This is a genomic window from Cellulosimicrobium sp. 22598, from assembly GCF_052044445.1.
Lineage (GTDB): Bacteria > Actinomycetota > Actinomycetes > Actinomycetales > Cellulomonadaceae > Cellulosimicrobium > Cellulosimicrobium cellulans_G.
Window position 1 is genome coordinate 15374 of the sequence record NZ_JBQEMZ010000016.1, and the last position, 15816, is coordinate 31189.

General features: G+C 74.0%; 14 protein-coding genes. 8 read left to right on the plus strand and 6 right to left on the minus strand.

The genetic code is table 11. The features are described 5' to 3' along the window. Positions 1-25 precede the first annotated feature (25 nt). Positions 26-1387, minus strand: a complete 1362-nt coding sequence (locus ACTJIY_RS16125; protein ID WP_440673858.1) for a lytic polysaccharide monooxygenase — start codon at positions 1385-1387, stop codon at positions 26-28. A 201-nt stretch (positions 1388-1588) separates the two neighbouring features. Between ACTJIY_RS16125 and ACTJIY_RS16130 the strand changes: the two genes are divergently transcribed. The 6 genes from ACTJIY_RS16130 to ACTJIY_RS16155 all read left to right on the plus strand — a co-directional run bounded on the left by ACTJIY_RS16130 (position 1589) and on the right by ACTJIY_RS16155 (position 8139). After that, positions 1589-2629 carry an adenosine deaminase gene (locus ACTJIY_RS16130; RefSeq protein WP_440673859.1) on the plus strand — a complete coding sequence of 347 codons (1041 nt, stop codon included), beginning with the start codon at positions 1589-1591 and terminating at the stop codon, positions 2627-2629. A gap of 374 nt (positions 2630-3003) precedes the next feature. After that, positions 3004-4320, plus strand: a complete 1317-nt coding sequence (gene murA, locus ACTJIY_RS16135) for a UDP-N-acetylglucosamine 1-carboxyvinyltransferase (RefSeq protein WP_064317243.1) — start codon at positions 3004-3006, stop codon at positions 4318-4320. 75 nt (positions 4321-4395) lie between these two features. Continuing rightward, positions 4396-5700 (plus strand): sensor histidine kinase, encoded by a 1305-nt coding sequence (locus ACTJIY_RS16140; protein WP_440673860.1) that lies wholly within the window; start codon positions 4396-4398, stop codon positions 5698-5700. Next, on the plus strand, positions 5697-6302 hold the full coding sequence (locus ACTJIY_RS16145; protein WP_047232570.1) for a response regulator transcription factor: 606 nt from the start codon (positions 5697-5699) through the stop codon (positions 6300-6302). The genes ACTJIY_RS16140 and ACTJIY_RS16145 overlap by 4 nt, the downstream gene beginning before the upstream one ends. A gap of 32 nt (positions 6303-6334) precedes the next feature. After that, the gene (locus ACTJIY_RS16150) at positions 6335-7060 is read left to right on the plus strand and encodes a lysophospholipid acyltransferase family protein (protein WP_440673861.1); all 726 of its coding nucleotides are present in this window, start codon (positions 6335-6337) and stop codon (positions 7058-7060) included. A gap of 20 nt (positions 7061-7080) precedes the next feature. Further along, the gene (locus ACTJIY_RS16155) at positions 7081-8139 is read left to right on the plus strand and encodes an NAD(P)H-dependent glycerol-3-phosphate dehydrogenase (protein ID WP_440673924.1); all 1059 of its coding nucleotides are present in this window, start codon (positions 7081-7083) and stop codon (positions 8137-8139) included. Positions 8140-8167: 28 nt separating this feature from the next. Here ACTJIY_RS16155 and ACTJIY_RS16160 read toward each other — a convergent pair whose 3' ends face one another. Further along, positions 8168-8890, minus strand: a complete 723-nt coding sequence (locus ACTJIY_RS16160) for an AMIN-like domain-containing (lipo)protein (RefSeq protein ID WP_440673862.1) — start codon at positions 8888-8890, stop codon at positions 8168-8170. A gap of 169 nt (positions 8891-9059) precedes the next feature. Here ACTJIY_RS16160 and ACTJIY_RS16165 point away from each other — a divergent pair, with 169 nt between their 5' ends. Further along, positions 9060-9419: a DUF6191 domain-containing protein gene (locus tag ACTJIY_RS16165; protein WP_253050493.1), complete on the plus strand. Its 360-nt coding sequence runs from the start codon at positions 9060-9062 to the stop codon at positions 9417-9419. Between the two features lie 16 nt (positions 9420-9435). Here the strand turns inward: ACTJIY_RS16165 and ACTJIY_RS16170 are convergent, their stop codons facing one another. The 4 genes from ACTJIY_RS16170 to ACTJIY_RS16185 all read right to left on the minus strand — a co-directional run bounded on the left by ACTJIY_RS16170 (position 9436) and on the right by ACTJIY_RS16185 (position 14421). Further along, on the minus strand, positions 9436-10587 hold the full coding sequence (locus ACTJIY_RS16170; protein ID WP_253050491.1) for a trans-sulfuration enzyme family protein: 1152 nt from the start codon (positions 10585-10587) through the stop codon (positions 9436-9438). Positions 10588-10676: 89 nt separating this feature from the next. Beyond that, positions 10677-11882, minus strand: coding sequence for an acyl-CoA dehydrogenase family protein (locus tag ACTJIY_RS16175; RefSeq protein ID WP_253050489.1), 1206 nt, complete (start codon positions 11880-11882; stop codon positions 10677-10679). Positions 11883-11962: 80 nt separating this feature from the next. Then, positions 11963-12994 (minus strand): hemolysin family protein, encoded by a 1032-nt coding sequence (locus tag ACTJIY_RS16180; RefSeq protein ID WP_440673863.1) that lies wholly within the window; start codon positions 12992-12994, stop codon positions 11963-11965. Beyond that, the gene (locus tag ACTJIY_RS16185) at positions 12991-14421 is read right to left on the minus strand and encodes a hemolysin family protein (protein ID WP_440673864.1); all 1431 of its coding nucleotides are present in this window, start codon (positions 14419-14421) and stop codon (positions 12991-12993) included. Before ACTJIY_RS16185 ends, ACTJIY_RS16180 begins: the two co-directional genes overlap by 4 nt. Positions 14422-14641: 220 nt before the next feature. Between ACTJIY_RS16185 and ACTJIY_RS16190 the strand changes: the two genes are divergently transcribed. Beyond that, positions 14642-15811 (plus strand): D-alanine--D-alanine ligase family protein, encoded by a 1170-nt coding sequence (locus tag ACTJIY_RS16190; RefSeq protein ID WP_047232575.1) that lies wholly within the window; start codon positions 14642-14644, stop codon positions 15809-15811. Positions 15812-15816 lie beyond the last annotated feature (5 nt).

A 15816-nucleotide genomic window follows, 5' to 3' on the forward strand; every position in this document is an offset into this window, starting at 1 on the left:
CCCGCCGGCCCACCGTCGTCGCGCGTCAGTCGCAGGCGACCCCGTCGAGCGTGAACCCGGTGGGATCGGGGTGGGTGCCGGCCGTCGTGGTCGCGCCGTTGTAGCCGAACGTGACCGACTGCCCCGGCGCGATGCTCGACTGCCACGCCGGGTGGGTCGCCGTGACCGTGGTGCCCGTCTGGGCGACGGCCGCGCTCCATCCCGGCGCGTCGACCCGCTGACCCCCGGGGTAGTCGAACGTGACGACCCAGTCGTCCACGGTCGCGGCGGACGTGTTGGTCACCGTGACCGACGCGGTGAACCCGGTGCTCGTGCCGCCCCAGGCGGCCGCGGAGTAGTCGACGGTGCACGCGCCGGTGGGCTCGGGGGTGCCGCCGTCGTCCAGCGTGGTGAACGTGACGTTCCTCGTCCCGGAGACCGCCCCGGTGTGGTCGTTCCGCGACCGGACCTCCACCGTGTACGCCGTGTCGGGCTCGAGACCGGTGAGGTCGACCATGGGCGACCCGTCGGTGCTCGCGAGGACTTGGCCGGTGACGGGGTCGAGCACGTCGTACCCGGTGACGCACCCGGACTCGGCGGCACCCCACATGACGTGCGCGCTGGTCGCGGTGACGGACATGGCCATCACCGTTCCCGGGGCGCCCGGCGCCTCGTCGGGGCACGCGGGCTCGGTCGGCTCGCCGCCGTCGTCGCCGATCCCCGTGACCTCGCCGTCGCCCCCGTCGAACGCGACGTCGGAGCACGAGTAGAAGTTCTCGTTGCTGTCCGAGCGGACCCAGTGGGTGAAGATCATGTGGTCGCCGCTGCGGTCGGCCGGAAGCGTGACGTCCCAGTAGTAGTAGTTCAGGGCACCCGGTCCGCCCGTGTCCGGCGGGTTCGTCACGCTGTCGACGAGCTCGAGGTCGTCCCAGGCGAGCGGGCTCGACGGGTCCCAGCCCTCCCGGGTGACGTACACGTCGAAGCGCCCCGGGTGCTCGGCCCAGTTGTTGTGCTGGAACTGGTAGGTCTCCCCGGCGGTCAGGTGCGTCCGCGGCCAGTCGTCGCGCACGGCGTTGAACCCGCTGAAGTCGTACGGGCCGCGCCCCCCGCCGTCGCAGATCTGCCCGTCGGGGACGTAGCCGACCGTCCGGCCCGCGCCGTTCGAGTCCAGGTTCCCGAACCAGTTGTAGAACGCCGAGGTCCCGCTGACCGCGTAGGCGTTCGCGCACGCCGGGTTCTGCGGGTCGACCTGCCCGTTGCCCGTCTGGCCGTCCACCCAGCACAGGTACTGGCGGCTCCCCGGGAACACCTCCGCCCCGTGCGCGGCGGCCGGGGCGGGTGGCGAGGCCGCCACGAGCCCGGCCGCGCCGAGGACCACGGCGGCGGCCCACGCTGCGATGCGTCGCATCTCTCCAGCTCCTTCGCTCTCGGATGTCGAACGCGACGACCATGCCTCGCCCCCGCCCGCGGCGTCAGCCGCCTAATCGATTCGGGCCGCCACCGTCCCCGCGAGCCCGACGCCGGTGCGGCCGTCCGGGAGCGGGTGCGCCCCGGCGTCGTGCACGGGGGAGGATGGGGGCGGGGGGACACCGACCCGAGAAGGAGACCCATGCCCGCGCCCACGACGCCCACCCGCGAGTTCGTCACCGGCCTGCCCAAGGCGGAGCTGCACCTGCACCTGGAGGGCACGCTCGAGCCCGACCTCAAGCTGCGGCTCGCGCAGAAGAACGGGATCGACATCGGCCAGACGACGGTCGAGGAGGTGCGCGCGACCTACGCGTTCGACTCCCTGACGAGCTTCCTCGCCGTGTACTACCCGGCGATGGAGGTGCTGCAGACCGCGGACGACTTCTACGAGCTCGCCGACGCCTACCTCGCCCGCGCGGCGGCGGACGGCGTGAAGCACGCCGAGATGTTCTTCGACCCGCAGGCGCACACGTCGCGGGGCGTGCCGTTCGAGGCGGTCGTGACGGGCTACCACCGCGCCGCGGCCGAGGCGCCGAGCAAGCACGGCATCGACGCGCACCTCATCCTGTGCTTCCTGCGCGACCACTCCGCACAGAGCGCGGCAGAGACGCTCGAGGCGTCGGTGCCGTTCCGGGACAAGATCCTGGGCGTCGGGCTCGACTCGGACGAGCGCGACAACCCGCCGCAGAAGTTCGCCGAGGTCTTCGCGCGCGCCCGCGAGCTCGGCTACCGGCTCACGATGCACTGCGACATCGACCAGGTCGGCAGCATCGACAACATCCGGACCGTGCTCGACGAGATCGGCGTGGACCGCGTGGACCACGGCACGAACGTCGTGGAGGACCCCGCGCTCGTCGACGTCGTGCGCGAGCGCGGGCTGGGCCTGACGACGTGCCCGATCTCGAACTCGTTCGTCACCGACGACATGAAGGCGACCGAGATCGCCGGCCTGCTGCGCTCGGGCGTGCGGGTCACCGTGAACTCCGACGACCCGGCGTACTTCGGCGGCTACGTGGCCGACAACTACGTGGCGCTCGCGGGCGCGGCGGACCTGACCACGGAGGAGGTCGTGCAGCTCGCGCGGAACTCGTTCGAGGCGTCGTGGCTCGGCGACTCCCAGCGGGCCGCCTACCTCGCCGAGATCGACCGGTACGTCGCGGGGTTCGACCCGACCGCCGTCTGACCCGGCCTCCGGCTGCACCGAGGGAGAGCCCCGGTCCGCCGAGGGAGAGAGCCCTGGTCCGCCCAGGTAGAGCCCTGGTCCGCCGAGGTAGAGGCATGGTCATGACCAGGGCTCTACCTCGCGGGACCAGGGCTCTACCTCGCGGTTCTGGGCGCTCGTCCCGCGCAGGCGTACCGGGGAGTAACGTGTCGGGGACGGCCGCCGCCGTCCGGATGGCGGCGAGCATGCCCGCGGGGGTGAATAATCTCCGGGTGCCGCATGTTGGCGCACTCGGGCCCCGCGCCCGCGGACGAGCCGTCCGCGGCCACGACACGCGGGACCGGGCCCGCAGGGGCACCACGGACCATCGGCTGGCGAGAGGGCGACCAGAGCTCATGAAGGATGTGCTGTACGTCAACGGCGGGACCCCGCTGGACGGGACGATCACCGTGCGGGGCGCGAAGAACTTCGTGTCCAAGGCGATGGTGGCGTCGTTGCTGGGGGAGTCGCCGAGCGTGCTGCGCAACGTGCCGCAGATCCGCGACGTCGGCGTCGTGACGGGGTTGCTGGAGCTGCACGGCGTGGCGGTGAAGTCCGACCCGGACGCGGGGATCCTCGACCTGGACCCCTCCAACGTCGAGTCGGCGCACGTCGCGGACATCGACGCGCACGCGGGCTCGAGCCGGATCCCGATCCTGTTCTGCGGCCCGCTGCTGCACCGCCTGGGCGAGGCGTTCATCCCCGACCTGGGCGGGTGCCGGATCGGCGACCGGCCGATCAACTACCACCTGGACATCCTGCGCCAGTTCGGCGCCGTCGTGGACAAGCGCGAGAACGGGATCCACATCCGCGCCCCGCGCCGCCTGCAGGGCACCAAGATCGCGCTGCCGTACCCGTCGGTGGGCGCCACGGAGCAGCTCCTGCTCACGGCCGTGCGCGCCGAGGGGATCACGGAGCTCGCGAACGCCGCGATCGAGCCCGAGATCATGGACCTCATCGCGGTGCTCCAGAAGATGGGCGCGATCATCTCGGTCGACACCGACCGCGTGATCCGCATCGAGGGCGTGGACCGCCTCGACGGGTACACGCACACGGCGCTCGGCGACCGCATCGAGGCGGCGTCGTGGGCGTCGGCCGCGCTCGCCACGGGCGGCGACATCACGGTCAAGGGCGCGACGCAGCCCGAGATGATGACGTTCCTCAACACGTTCCGCAAGGTCGGCGGCCGCTTCGACGTCCAGGACGACGGCATCCGGTTCTGGCACCCGGGCGGCGACCTGTCGCCGATCGTCCTCGAGACGGACGTGCACCCCGGCTTCATGACGGACTGGCAGCAGCCGCTCGTCGTCGCGCTCACCCAGGCCAAGGGCCTGTCGATCGTGCACGAGACGGTCTACGAGAACCGGTTCGGCTTCACCGACGCGCTGCGCGGCATGGGTGCCACCATCCAGGTCTACAAGGAGTGCCTGGGCGGGCGCGACTGCCGGTTCGGCCAGCGCAACTTCCACCACTCCGCGGTGATCTCCGGCCCGACGCCGCTGGCCGCGGCCGACATCGAGGTCCCCGACCTGCGCGGCGGCTTCTCCCACCTCATCGCCGCGCTCGCGGCGAAGGGCACGTCGACCGTGCGCGGCATCAGCCTCATCGACCGCGGCTACGAGAACTTCCAGGAGAAGCTCGTCGCGCTCGGTGCCGACGTCCGCCGCGACTGACCCCGGGACATCGTCACCGCAGGTCATGACGCCTGTCACGGCGCTGCGGCGCGCGTGCGTGCGACGCTGGTCGACGTGATCACCCGACCACGCACGTTCCTCGACGTGTGGAGCCGTCGGACCGCGCCCGAGCGGTTCGACGCCTACACGCGCTGGTCGCTGTACCTGCTCTCGCTGTTCGAGCCGTTCCTCGCGCTCGCGCTCGTCGGCGTCGACCAGACGTTCCGGCCAGGGGCCGTCAACGCGTGGCTGCTGCTCGTCCTCGCGCACACCGTCACGTGCCTCGCGATGCTCCGGGCGGGGGTGGTGCACTTCCTCGGGGGCCCGGTCGTGCGCCCGTGGCTGCTCGCGCTCCACGGCGCCGTGTCCCTCGCGGTCGCGGTGGTCGGGTTCTGGACCTTCCCGGTCGGTTCGGCGGACGACGTCGCCGGGAGCGCCCGGTACTACGCGCTCCTGCTGGGGTTCGGGTTCGGCACGCTCGCCGTCGTGCCGCTCCTCACCTTCCGGCGCCTCGCCCTCCTCGCCGTCCTGTTCGGCGCGGTCACGGGGTGCTCCGTGTGGGTGGGCACCGGGCCGATCACCTCGACGACCGCGGGCATGGCGTTCGGCCTCGGGCTGTCGGGCACGATCATGCTCGTCGCCGTGTTCGGGTCCTACCGCGTGTCCGTGTGGATGCTCGGCATCGTGTGGGAGCAGGAGCGCACACGCGTGCTCCACGCCCGGCTCGCCGTCGCGGAGGAGCGGCTGCGGTTCTCCCGCGACCTGCACGACGTCTTCGGGCGGACGCTGTCCGTCGTCGCCGTGAAGAGCGAGCTCGCCGCGGAGCTGGCCGCCCGGGGCCGCCCCGGCGCGGAGGAGCAGATGCTCGAGGTGCGCCGGATCGCGCAGGACGCGCTGCGCGAGGTGCGCGCCGTCGTCGCCGGCTACCGCACCGCCGACCTCGGCGCCGAGCTCGTCGGCGCCCGCTCGGTCCTGCGCTCGGCGGGCATCGAGACGACCGTCCACGGCGAGGAGACCCCGGTCGGCGCCGCCGCGCAGGAGGCGCTCGCCTGGGCGGTGCGCGAGGGCGTCACCAACGTGGTGCGGCACTCGACCGCCCGCACGTGCACGATCACGGTGCACCGGGACCGGACGTCGAGCGTCGTCGAGATCGTCAACGACGGCGCCCCCACGGGGACGGGCGACGGGCGCGGCTCCGGGCTGGTCGGTCTCCGGGAGCGGCTGGAGGGCGCCGGCGGGAGCCTGCGCACGTGGTCCGACGGCGGCCGGTACCGCCTCGTCGCGCGCGTGCCCGACGACGGCGCGGCCCGGGGGGCACCGGCGCGGGGCAGCGCTCGCGACCTTCCCGCCCCCACCACCGAGAGGACCACGCGCGCGTGATCCGCATCCTGCTCGCCGACGACGAGAACCTCATCCGCGACGCCGTCGCGTCGCTCTTGGCCCTCGAGGACGACCTGGAGGTCGTGGCGCAGGCGGCCTCGGGTCCCGAGGCCGTCGCCGCCGCCCTCAAGCTCGAGCCCGACGTCGCGGTGCTCGACCTCCAGATGCCCGGGCTCGACGGGGTCGAGGTCGCGCAGCGCCTCGCGCGCGACCTGCCGTCGTGCGGTGTGGTGATCGTCACGAGCCACGGCCGGCCGGGCTATCTCAAGCGCGCGCTGGAGGCGGGCGCGCGCGGGTTCCTGCCCAAGACGGTCTCGTCGCGCGTGCTCGCCGACGTCGTGCGGCAGGTGCGCGACGGCGGCCGCTACGTCGACCCCGAGCTGGCCGCGGAGGCGATCGCCGCGGGCGCGAGCCCGCTCACCGCGCGCGAGGCGGACGTGCTCGAGCTCGCCGCCGACGGGGCGCCCGTCGAGGAGATCGCGACGCGCGCCCACCTCGCCCCAGGAACGGTGCGCAACTACCTGTCGTCGGCCGCCGCGAAGCTCGGGGCGGCGAACCGTCACGAGGCGGCGCACGTGGCGCGGCGGCACGGCTGGATCTGAGCGGCGGGCCGCGCCCGGTAGGCTCGGTGACCGTGCCGAGCCTGCCCGAGACCCCGCGCGCGTACAAGACCCTCGCGTTCTTCCTGCGCCCGATCCTCTTCGCGATCACCCGCCGTGACTGGCGCGGCGCGGAGAACCTGCCCCCGACCGGCTTCATCGCCGCGGCGAACCACGTCACGGAGGTCGACCCCGTGACGCTCGCGCACTTCCTCTACGACCAGGGGCGCGCGCCCAAGATCACGGCCAAGGCGTCGCTGTTCACGGTGCCGGTCCTGGGCGGCATCCTGCGTCGCACGGGCATGATCCCGGTCCACCGCGGTACCGCGGGCGCCGCGCAGTCGCTCGTCGACTCCACCGCGCGCCTCGACGAGGGGGAGTGCGTCGTGTTCTTCCCCGAGGGGACGCTGACGCGCGACCCCGACGGCTGGCCCATGGTCGGCAAGACGGGCGTCGCGCGGCTGGCCCTGACGAGCCGCGCCCCTGTGGTTCCCATCGCGCAGTGGGGCGCCGAGCAGCTCCTCGCGCCGTACGGCAAGGTGTTCAAGCCGATCCCGCCCAAGCGGGTGGCGGTGCACGCCGGCCCGCCCGTCGACCTGTCCGACCTCTACGACCGCCCGCAGGACACCGCGACGCTGCGCGAGGCGACCGAGCGCATCATGGCGGCGATCACGCACCAGCTCGAGGAGATCCGCGGCGCGAAGGCGCCCGCGGAGCGCTTCGACCTGCGTCAGCACCCGGGCTCGGAGCGCCGTCGGTGAGCGGGGACCAGACCGTCGAGATCGGTCCCGCGCCGCTCGGCGCCGACGACGCTCCTGCCCCGGAGCGCGTCGTCGCCGCGGTCCTCGGGTCGGGGAGCTGGGGCACGACGTTCGCCGCCGTGCTCGCCGACGCCGGCTGCGAGGTCCGCCTGTGGGGCCGCGACCCCGAGGTCGCCGCGCAGGTGAACGTCGAGCGCCGCAACGAGAAGCGGCTTCCGGGCATCGAGCTGCCCGCGGGCATCCGGGCGACGACCGACGCGCGCGACGCGCTCGCCGGGGCGGGCCTGGTGGTCGTCGCGATCCCCTCGCAGGTCGCGCGCACGACGCTCGCCGAGCTGCGCCCGCACCTGGAGCTCGACGCCGTCGCGGTCTCGCTCATGAAGGGCGTCGAGCTGAGCACCGACCGCCGCATGAGCGAGGTCGTCGCCGAGTCCCTCGGGCTGCCGCCCGAGCGCGTCGCCGTGGTGTCGGGCCCGAACCTGGCGCGCGAGATCGCGCACCGCCAGCCGACGGCGACCGTCGTGTCGTGCGTCGACGAGGACGTGGCGCGGTACGTGGCGCGTGCCTGCTCGTCGTCGTACTTCCGTCCCTACACGAACCGCGACGTCGTCGGGGTCGAGCTGTGCGGCGCGGTCAAGAACGTCATCGCCCTCGCGGTGGGGATCGCCCAGGGGCGGGGGTTCGGCTACAACACCACGGCCACGGTCATCACCCGCGGGCTCGTCGAGATCACGCGCCTGGGCCTCGCGCTCGGGGCGGACGCCGAGACGTTCCCCGGCCTCGCGGGCATGGGCGACCTCGTGGCGACGTGCTCGTCGCCGCTCTCGCGCAACCACACGCTCGGCAAGCACGTCGGCCAGGGGCTGAGCCTCGACGACGCGATCGCCGCCACCGGCGGCACGGCCGAGGGCGTCAAGTCCTGCCGGTCGGTGCTCGAGCTCGCGCAGAAGGTAGGCGTCGAGATGCCCATCACGGCCGGCGTCGTCGCGGTGCTGCACGAGGGCATGCCCGTCGACGAGATGGCGCGCGGCCTGCTCGCCCGGCCGCAGAAGGCCGAGGGGATCTCGGCGGAGCGCTGAGGACGGCTGCGGGGCCGGGCGCGGAGCGTCAGTCGTCGTCGCGGACGTCGACCACCACGCGCGTCGGGTCCTCGAGCGAGAACGCCCGGAAGGGTCGCTGCTCGTCGTCGACCCCGACGAACGCCTGCGTGTAGCCCTCGAAGACCCCGCGCAGCAGGACCTCCTCGACCTCGCCGTCGTCGCCGGCGCGCACCGGGTTGGGGCCCGCGTACTCGTCGACGCCCGTGTCCATGGGGTATCCCGAGCCGGAGATCATGACCTGCAGGTAGGCGTCGCCGTCGACGGTCGCGACGTTGCCGCTGCCGTCGTCGATCGGCTGGTCGACGTACTCGACGCGCCACCCGGGCGCCCCCGTGCCGCCGAGCTCGAAGACGACGCGGTCGAAGCCGTCGTGGTGACCGATCCGGATGTCCGTCACGGTCAGGGCTGCGTCCGCGGACGGGTCCTGGGTGTCGGGATCGGTGTTCGCGGGGAACGGCAGCGGGGCCTCGGTCGCGTCGTCGGCCGGTGCCGACGAGTCGTCCGTCGGGCTCTCGCCCGACCCGTCGGACGGCGAGTCCGTGGGGCTGGGCGAGTCGCTCGTCGCGGTGCCCGACGGCGACGGGGAGTCGTCCGTGCCGCCCGGCGTGCACGCGGCGAGGGCCAGCACGAGCCCCGCTGCCGCGGCGGCTGCCGCGGGGCGTCGTCGCGGCCTCGACAGGGCGGGCCGTCCTCGCCGGCCTCCGGTCTGCACCGCTCGTCGTGTCCTCATGGCTCGATCGTAGAAAGCGCAGGTCACGCCCGCGCGGCGGACAGGGCACGGTCCGGTTCCGGTCGGGTCACGGCGGTGTCTCGGCACGATGTCGACGTCGTCCCGGGGTCGTGTGCGCGGGGCCTTGCCGTCGTGGTCCGGTCGGGGTGGTCGACGCTAGGCTCGGGAGATGCTGCAGGGGATCGGCGCAGACGTGGTGGGCGTGCTCGTCGCGGTCGCGCTCACGGTGCTGCTCGTCGTCGGGATCACGAGGTTCACCTCCGGCGCCGAGGCGCGCGCCCGCCGCGACGCAGGTGGGGGCGAGAGCGCGTCGTCGGGCATGTTCGGCGAGATCGTCGAGATCTTCCAGCCGAGCCGCACGCACCTCACCGAGGAGAAGGAGCGCCAGCGCCTCGACATCGTGCAGCGCCCCGCGGAGGGGCGTCCGTTCGACGTCGACCTCGACGACGGCGTCTTCTACGTCCCGGCGGGCCCGGTGGGCACGCCCGACCCGTCGCGGCCCGGGCGCCCGGACGTCGAGGCACGGTAGCGCACATCGGGGGAAGTCAGCCGGCGGGTGCCCGCAGCGCGCGGTCGAGGTCCTGCCAGAGGTCCTCGACGTCCTCGATGCCCACGGAGAGCCGCAGCAGGTCCTCGGGGACCGTGAGCGACTCGGTCGCGAACCGTCGGCGACGCTCCAGGCTCGACTCCACGCCGCCGAGGCTCGTCGCCGGCACCCACAGGCGCACGGCCGCGACGACCGCGTCAGCCCCCGACGCTCCGCCGCGCGGGCGGACCCCGAGGATCGACCCGTAGCCCGTCATGAGGCGCGACGCGCGCTCGTGACCGGGATCCGTCGGCAGGCTCGGGTGGCGCACCTCGACGACGTCCGGGTGGTCGGCGAGCCGCCTGGCCAGCTCGGCCGCGTTCGCCTGGGCGCGCTCGACGCGCAGCGCGAGGGTGCGCAGGCCGCGCAGCGCGAGCCACACCTCGAACGGGCCCGGGATCGAGCCGTGCAGGGTCCGGTACGCGCGCAGGGCCGCGACGAGCTCGGGCGTCCGGGCCACCGCGGCGCCGAGGACCACGTCGGAGTGCCCGGCGAGGTACTTCGTCACCGAGTGCACGACGACGTCGGCCCCGTGCGCGAGCGGCTGCTGCCCGAGCGGTGTCGCGAACGTGTTGTCGACGGCGGTGAGCACGCCCCGGTCGCGCGCCGCCGCGAGGAGCACCGGCAGGTCGGCGACCTCGAGCATGGGGTTGGTCGGCGACTCGACGAGCAGGAGCGAGGCGCCGTCGAGAGCGGCGAGGACCTGGTCGGTGTCCGCGACGTCGACGCGGACGACCTCCACGCCCGCGCGCGCGGCGAGGTCGTCCGCGAAGCCGAGCGTCACCTGGTAGGCGTGCCGGGGAAGGACGACCTTGCCACCGGCGGGGACGAACGAGAAGACGGCCGCGACGGCCGCCATCCCCGAGCCGAAGACCACGCCCGGTTCCGCCGCGCCCTCGAGCGCGGCGAGCGCCTCCTCGAACGGGTGCCAGGTCTCGGTGTCCATCCGCGTGTACAGGAGCTCACCAGGCTGCTGTACACCCTGCGAGACGTACGTGGACGACAGGACGATCGGCGGGTTCACGGGCGCCCCCTGCCCGCGTTCGGGCCGCCCGGCGGCGACGGCGACGGTCGCGGGGGAGAGGGCGGCGGGGACGTGCGGGTCGCTCATGGCCGCAGCGTACGCCCGCCTGCGCGACGGCTGCCCCGACCAACCACCCCCTGACCACCACCCGACTCGGCGGGTGGAGGGAGGGAAGGTCAGGCGGGCGGGCCCAGGAGGGACTGGGCGACCGTCGAGTGGGCCGACTCGTCGTCGGACGGGTGGAAGATCCCGGCGAGCACGTCGCGGTACAGGCGGCCCAGCTCGTTGCCGGCGAAGTAGCTCGACCCGCCGGCGACGCGCACCATCTGGTCGACCACCGTCTTCGCGGTCTCCGTGGCGCGCACCTTGAGCCCCGCGGTCGCGCGGAACCAGCCCGCGCCACGGTCGACGAGCGCGTCGAGCTCGCCCGCGACGGTGTCGATCTGCGGCCAGACCGCGTCGAGCGCGAGCGCGGCGTCGGCGAGTCGCCACCGGATGTCCGGGTCCTGCGCGAGCGACGCGCCGTCGTTCTTCATCGACGTGCGGCGGCGCGCCGCGGCGACGCCGAGCTCGAGCGCGCGCTCCGCGATCCCGGTGTAGACGGACGCGAGGAGGGTCTCGAACGTCGTGAAGATCCCCACGACGAGCGGGTCGAGCGTGGGGCCGGGCGCGAGGCGCCGGACGACGCGGTCGGCGGGCGCGTGAGCGCCGTCGAGCACCGTGGACCGGGACTGCGAGGCCCGCATGCCCATCGTGTCCCAGTCGTCGAGCACCTCGACCCCGGAGTCCCGGGGGACGAACGCGTGCACGAGGCGCGGGGCGTCGTCGGACGCAGTGTCGAGGCCGAGGACGCCCAGCCGCGTCCACGCGGGCGAGTTGGACGTGAAGATCTTGCGGCCGTGGAACGTGTAGCCGCCCGCGCCGTCCGGTCGTGCCTCGGTGCGCGAACCGAGCAGGACCAGGTCGTTGCCGCCCTCGGAGTACCCGAAGCCGAACACCTCGCCGCGGCCGGCCTCCTCGAGCAGCCAGTCGAGCGACGAGTCGCCGCGCTCGTGCAGGTAGCGCGCGACGCCGGTCCACACGTGGTGCATGTTCACCGCGAGCGCCGTCGCGGGCGCCGCGCCCGCGAGCCGCGCCTGCTCGTGCGCGACCTCGCGCAGGCCGAGCCCGGCGCCGCCGAACGACGTGGGGACGAGCGCGCGCAGGTATCCCGCGTCGACGAGCGCCGCGAGGTCCTCGTCGAAGAACGCGTTGTCGCGGTCGTAGCCCGCGGCGCGGCCACGGACCGCGTCGAGCAGGTCGTCGGACAGGAGGGAGCGGGGCTCCGGGAACGGGGGAGCGAAGGAGGACGGGGAGGACGACGGGGTGACGGGCGTGGGCATGGCCTGCCTTCGGTCGGGGCGGACGGCGAGGGGCCCCGGCGACGCGCGTCGCCGAGGCCCTCCACCGTACGCCGGGCAGGTCAGCCGACGAGCGCGGGCACCGGATCCTCCGGGGTCGGCAGGATCCGGCGCAGCACGTCGGCGAGCGTCACGACGCCGACGAACCGCTCGCCGTCCATGACGACCGCGAGCTGCTCGCTCGACTCGCGCATGCGCGCGAGCGCGGCGTGCACGGTCGTCCCGGACGCGAGGACGAACCCCGGGCGCGCGAGCTCTCCGGCGGGCCGGTCGTCGGGCTCCAGCAGCGTGTCGCGCACGTGCACGACCTTCGGTACGACGCTCCCGTTCTCGACGAGGATGCGCAGGTGGCCCGACCGGGCGGACGCGGCGCGCACGTCCGCGGCCGTGGCGGTCGCCGGGACCGACGTGGGTCGGCCCTCCGCGGGCACGAGAGCGTCGACAGTGAGGGTCTCCAGCTCGATGACACCGGAGATCTGGACGCGGTACGACGCCTCGAGCGCGCCGACGTTCGCCGAGTGCTCGACGAGGTGGCGCAGGGTCGCGGGGTCCTGACCGCCGCCCTCGACGTGCTCGACCGGCTCGACGCCGACGGCCCGCACGCAGCGGTTCGCGAGCGCGTTGAGCCAGCGCAGGAGCGGGCGGAACGCCCACATGAACCCGCGCATCGGGAGCGCCAGCAGGGTGGCCGAGCGCTCCGGGTGGGCGATCGCCCACGACTTCGGCGCCATCTCGCCGATGACGAGGTGGAGGAACGTCACGACGATCAGGGCGAGCACGAAGCCCGCGACGTCCGCGGCCCACAGGGGCGCGCCCCACGCCTCGAAGACGGGCGTGAGCCAGTGGTGGACGGCCGGCTTGGTGATGGCGCCGAGCGCGAGCGTGCACGCCGTGATGCCGAGCTGCGCGCCGGCCATGAGGAGCGTGAGCTCGTTCGAGCTGCGCAGCGCGGCGCGCGCCGCCCGGCTGGTCGGGGCGGCGTCCTCGAGGCGGTGCCGCTTGGCGCCGAGGAGCGCGAACTCCACGGCGACGAAGAACGCGCTGAGCGCGATGATCGCGACGGTCGCCGCGACGACGACCCAGGGGTTGCTCATCGGGGCTCCTCCGCAGCGGTCGCCGGGCGTGTGGTCGGTCGGGCGCTCTCGCCCGTCTCGTCGGCGGCGGGTGCGTCGCCCCGCTGCTCCACGAGCCGGACCCGCACGAGGCGCGGCACGTGCCGCTCGACCGACAGGACGTCGACGACGAGCGAGCGGTGCACGGGCACGTCGTGGACGAGGTCGGCCGGGTCGTCCGGCAGCGGGACCTCGATCGTGTCGCCCGCGCGCGGCAGGGCGCCGTGCTGGGCGATGAGGAGCCCGGAGACCGTCTCGTGGTCGCCGCGCGGCAGGTCCTGCCCGATCGCGCGCTCCGCCTCGTCGACGTGGACGTCGCCGCCCATGACCCACACGCCGTCGTCCTCGGCCGTGACCGTGACGGGCTGCTCCGGGTCGTGCTCGTCGGTGATCTCGCCCACGAGTTCCTCGGCGAGGTCCTCGACCGTGAGCACGCCGGTGAACCCGCCGTACTCGTCGATGACGCACGCGAGCTGGTTGCGCGTGGCGTTGAGCTGCGCGAGCGCGTCGGGCAGCGTCATGAGCGTGGGCAGCACGACGGCCGGGCGCATGAGCGCGGTGACGGGCGCGCCGTCGGGCAGGTCGGTCGCCAGGACGTCGGCGAGCTGGACGACGCCGAGCGGCTGGTCCGTCTCGTCGACCACGGGGTAGCGGGTGTGGGCGCGGGCCATGAGCTCGCGGACCTCGGCGACGGTCGCGTCGGGGCGGACCGTCCCGACGCGCGAGCGCGGGATCATCGCGTGCTCGACGTCCCGCTGGGGGAAGTCGAGGATGCGGTCGAGCAGCACGGAGAGCTCGTCGGGCAGGTCCCCGCTCTCGCGCGAGTCGGCCACGATGTGCTCGAGGTCGCGCGCGGTCGCGGTGTTGTCGACGTCGTGCACGGGCTCGATCTTCAGGAGGCGCAGCAGGGCGTTGGACGCCTTGTCGAACACCGCGATGAGCCAGCCGAACACCGTGAGGTAGGCGGTCGTGGAGCGGGCCAGGCCCTTCGCGAGCGGCTCGGGCCGCGCGATGGCGAGGTTCTTGGGGAACAGCTCGCCGAAGAGCATCTGGACGATCGTCGAGAGCACGAGGGCGAGCACGGTGCCCACCGCCACGCCGACGCCCGTGGGTACTCCCACGCCGCCGAGCATCGTGCCCAGCGACTCGCCGATGAGCGGCTCGGCCACGTAGCCGACGAGCAGGCCCGTCACGGTGATCCCGAGCTGGGCCCCGGACAGGACGAAGGACGTGCGCCTCGTGACGGCGAGCGCGCGCCGGGCCGACTCGTCGCCGGCCTCCGCCTTGGCTCCCAGGCGGGAGCGGTCGACGGTCATGTAGGCGAACTCCTGGGCGACGAAGTACGCCGTCGCCGCCGTGATCGCGAGAACCACGAGGAGCCCGAGCAGGAGGGAGAGGAAGGTCGTCATCGTGCCCGCACCGCCCTCCGGTCGTCGGGGACGCGTTCGCGCGTCCGCTCGCTGCCGGGGCCGGTGCGGCCGGGACTATGGTCGGGGTCGTCGGCCGCGGGGGCCTCGAGAGTCGTGTCTTCCACGGCAACCCCAACGCGGGACGCCCCCGGATCGTTCCCGGGGCGACGGACCTGCGCGCGTCGGGCGCGCGAGCAGGCGTCCGGTAGGGTCGTCCGCGATGTCCAGCCAGAGCCCCGACCGGTCCGTGCCGTCCACCGACGAGCACCCCACCGGCGCGCCCCGCAAGCCCCGCGTCCTCGTGCTGTTCGGGGGCCGCTCGGGCGAGCACGCCATCTCCGCCGCGACCGCCGCGGGCGTCCTGCGCGCGATCGACCGCTCGCGCTACGACGTGGTCCCCGTCGGGATCACGCCGACGGGCGAGTGGGTCCTCGCGGCCGACGAGCCCGCGCGCTGGGAGATCACGGAGGGGCGCCTGCCGCAGGTGGAGCCGACCGGCGAGGAGGTCATCCTGCCGCTGTCGACCGGGCGCCGGGAGCTGCGCGTCCTCACCCCGGGCGACGTCCCGCGCGTGCTCGGCGAGGTGGACGTCGTCTTCCCGCTGCTGCACGGCCCCTACGGCGAGGACGGCACGCTCCAGGGCATGCTCGAGCTCGCCGACGTCCGCTACGTCGGCGCGGGCGTGCTCGCGTCCGCCGTCGGCATGGACAAGCACTTCATGAAGCTCGTGCTCGCGGGCGAGGGGCTGCCCGTCTCCCCGTACACCGTGATCCGCCCGGGCGCGTTCGAGCGCGACCCCGAGGCGTGGACGCAGACGGTGGCGGCCCTCGGCCTGCCCGTGTTCGTCAAGCCGGCGCGCGCCGGGTCGAGCCTCGGCATCTCCAAGGTCGACGACCTCGCGGACCTGCCCGCCGCGATCGCCGCCGCGCAGGAGCACGACCCCAAGGTGATCGTCGAGGCGGGCGTCGTCGGTCGCGAGATCGAGTGCGCCGTCCTCGGCGGGCGCGGTGGCGCGCGCCCGCGCGCGTCGCTGCCCGGCGAGATCGTCGTCACGGGCGAGGCGCACGACTTCTACGACTTCGAGGCCAAGTACCTCGACGAGGCCGGGGTCGAGCTGTCGTGCCCCGCCGACCTCCCCGAGCACCTCGTGGAGCGCGTGCGCGAGATCGCGGTCCGCACGTTCGAGGCGGTCGGCGCCGAGGGCCTCTCGCGCGTCGACGTGTTCGTCACGCCCGACGAGCAGGTCGTCGTCAACGAGATCAACACCATGCCCGGCTTCACGCCGTTCTCGATGTACCCCCGCATGTGGGAGAAGTCGGGGCTCAGCTACCCCGAGCTCATCGACGAGCTCGTCGCGCTCGCGCTCGAGCGGCCCACCGGCCTGCGCTGACCCCG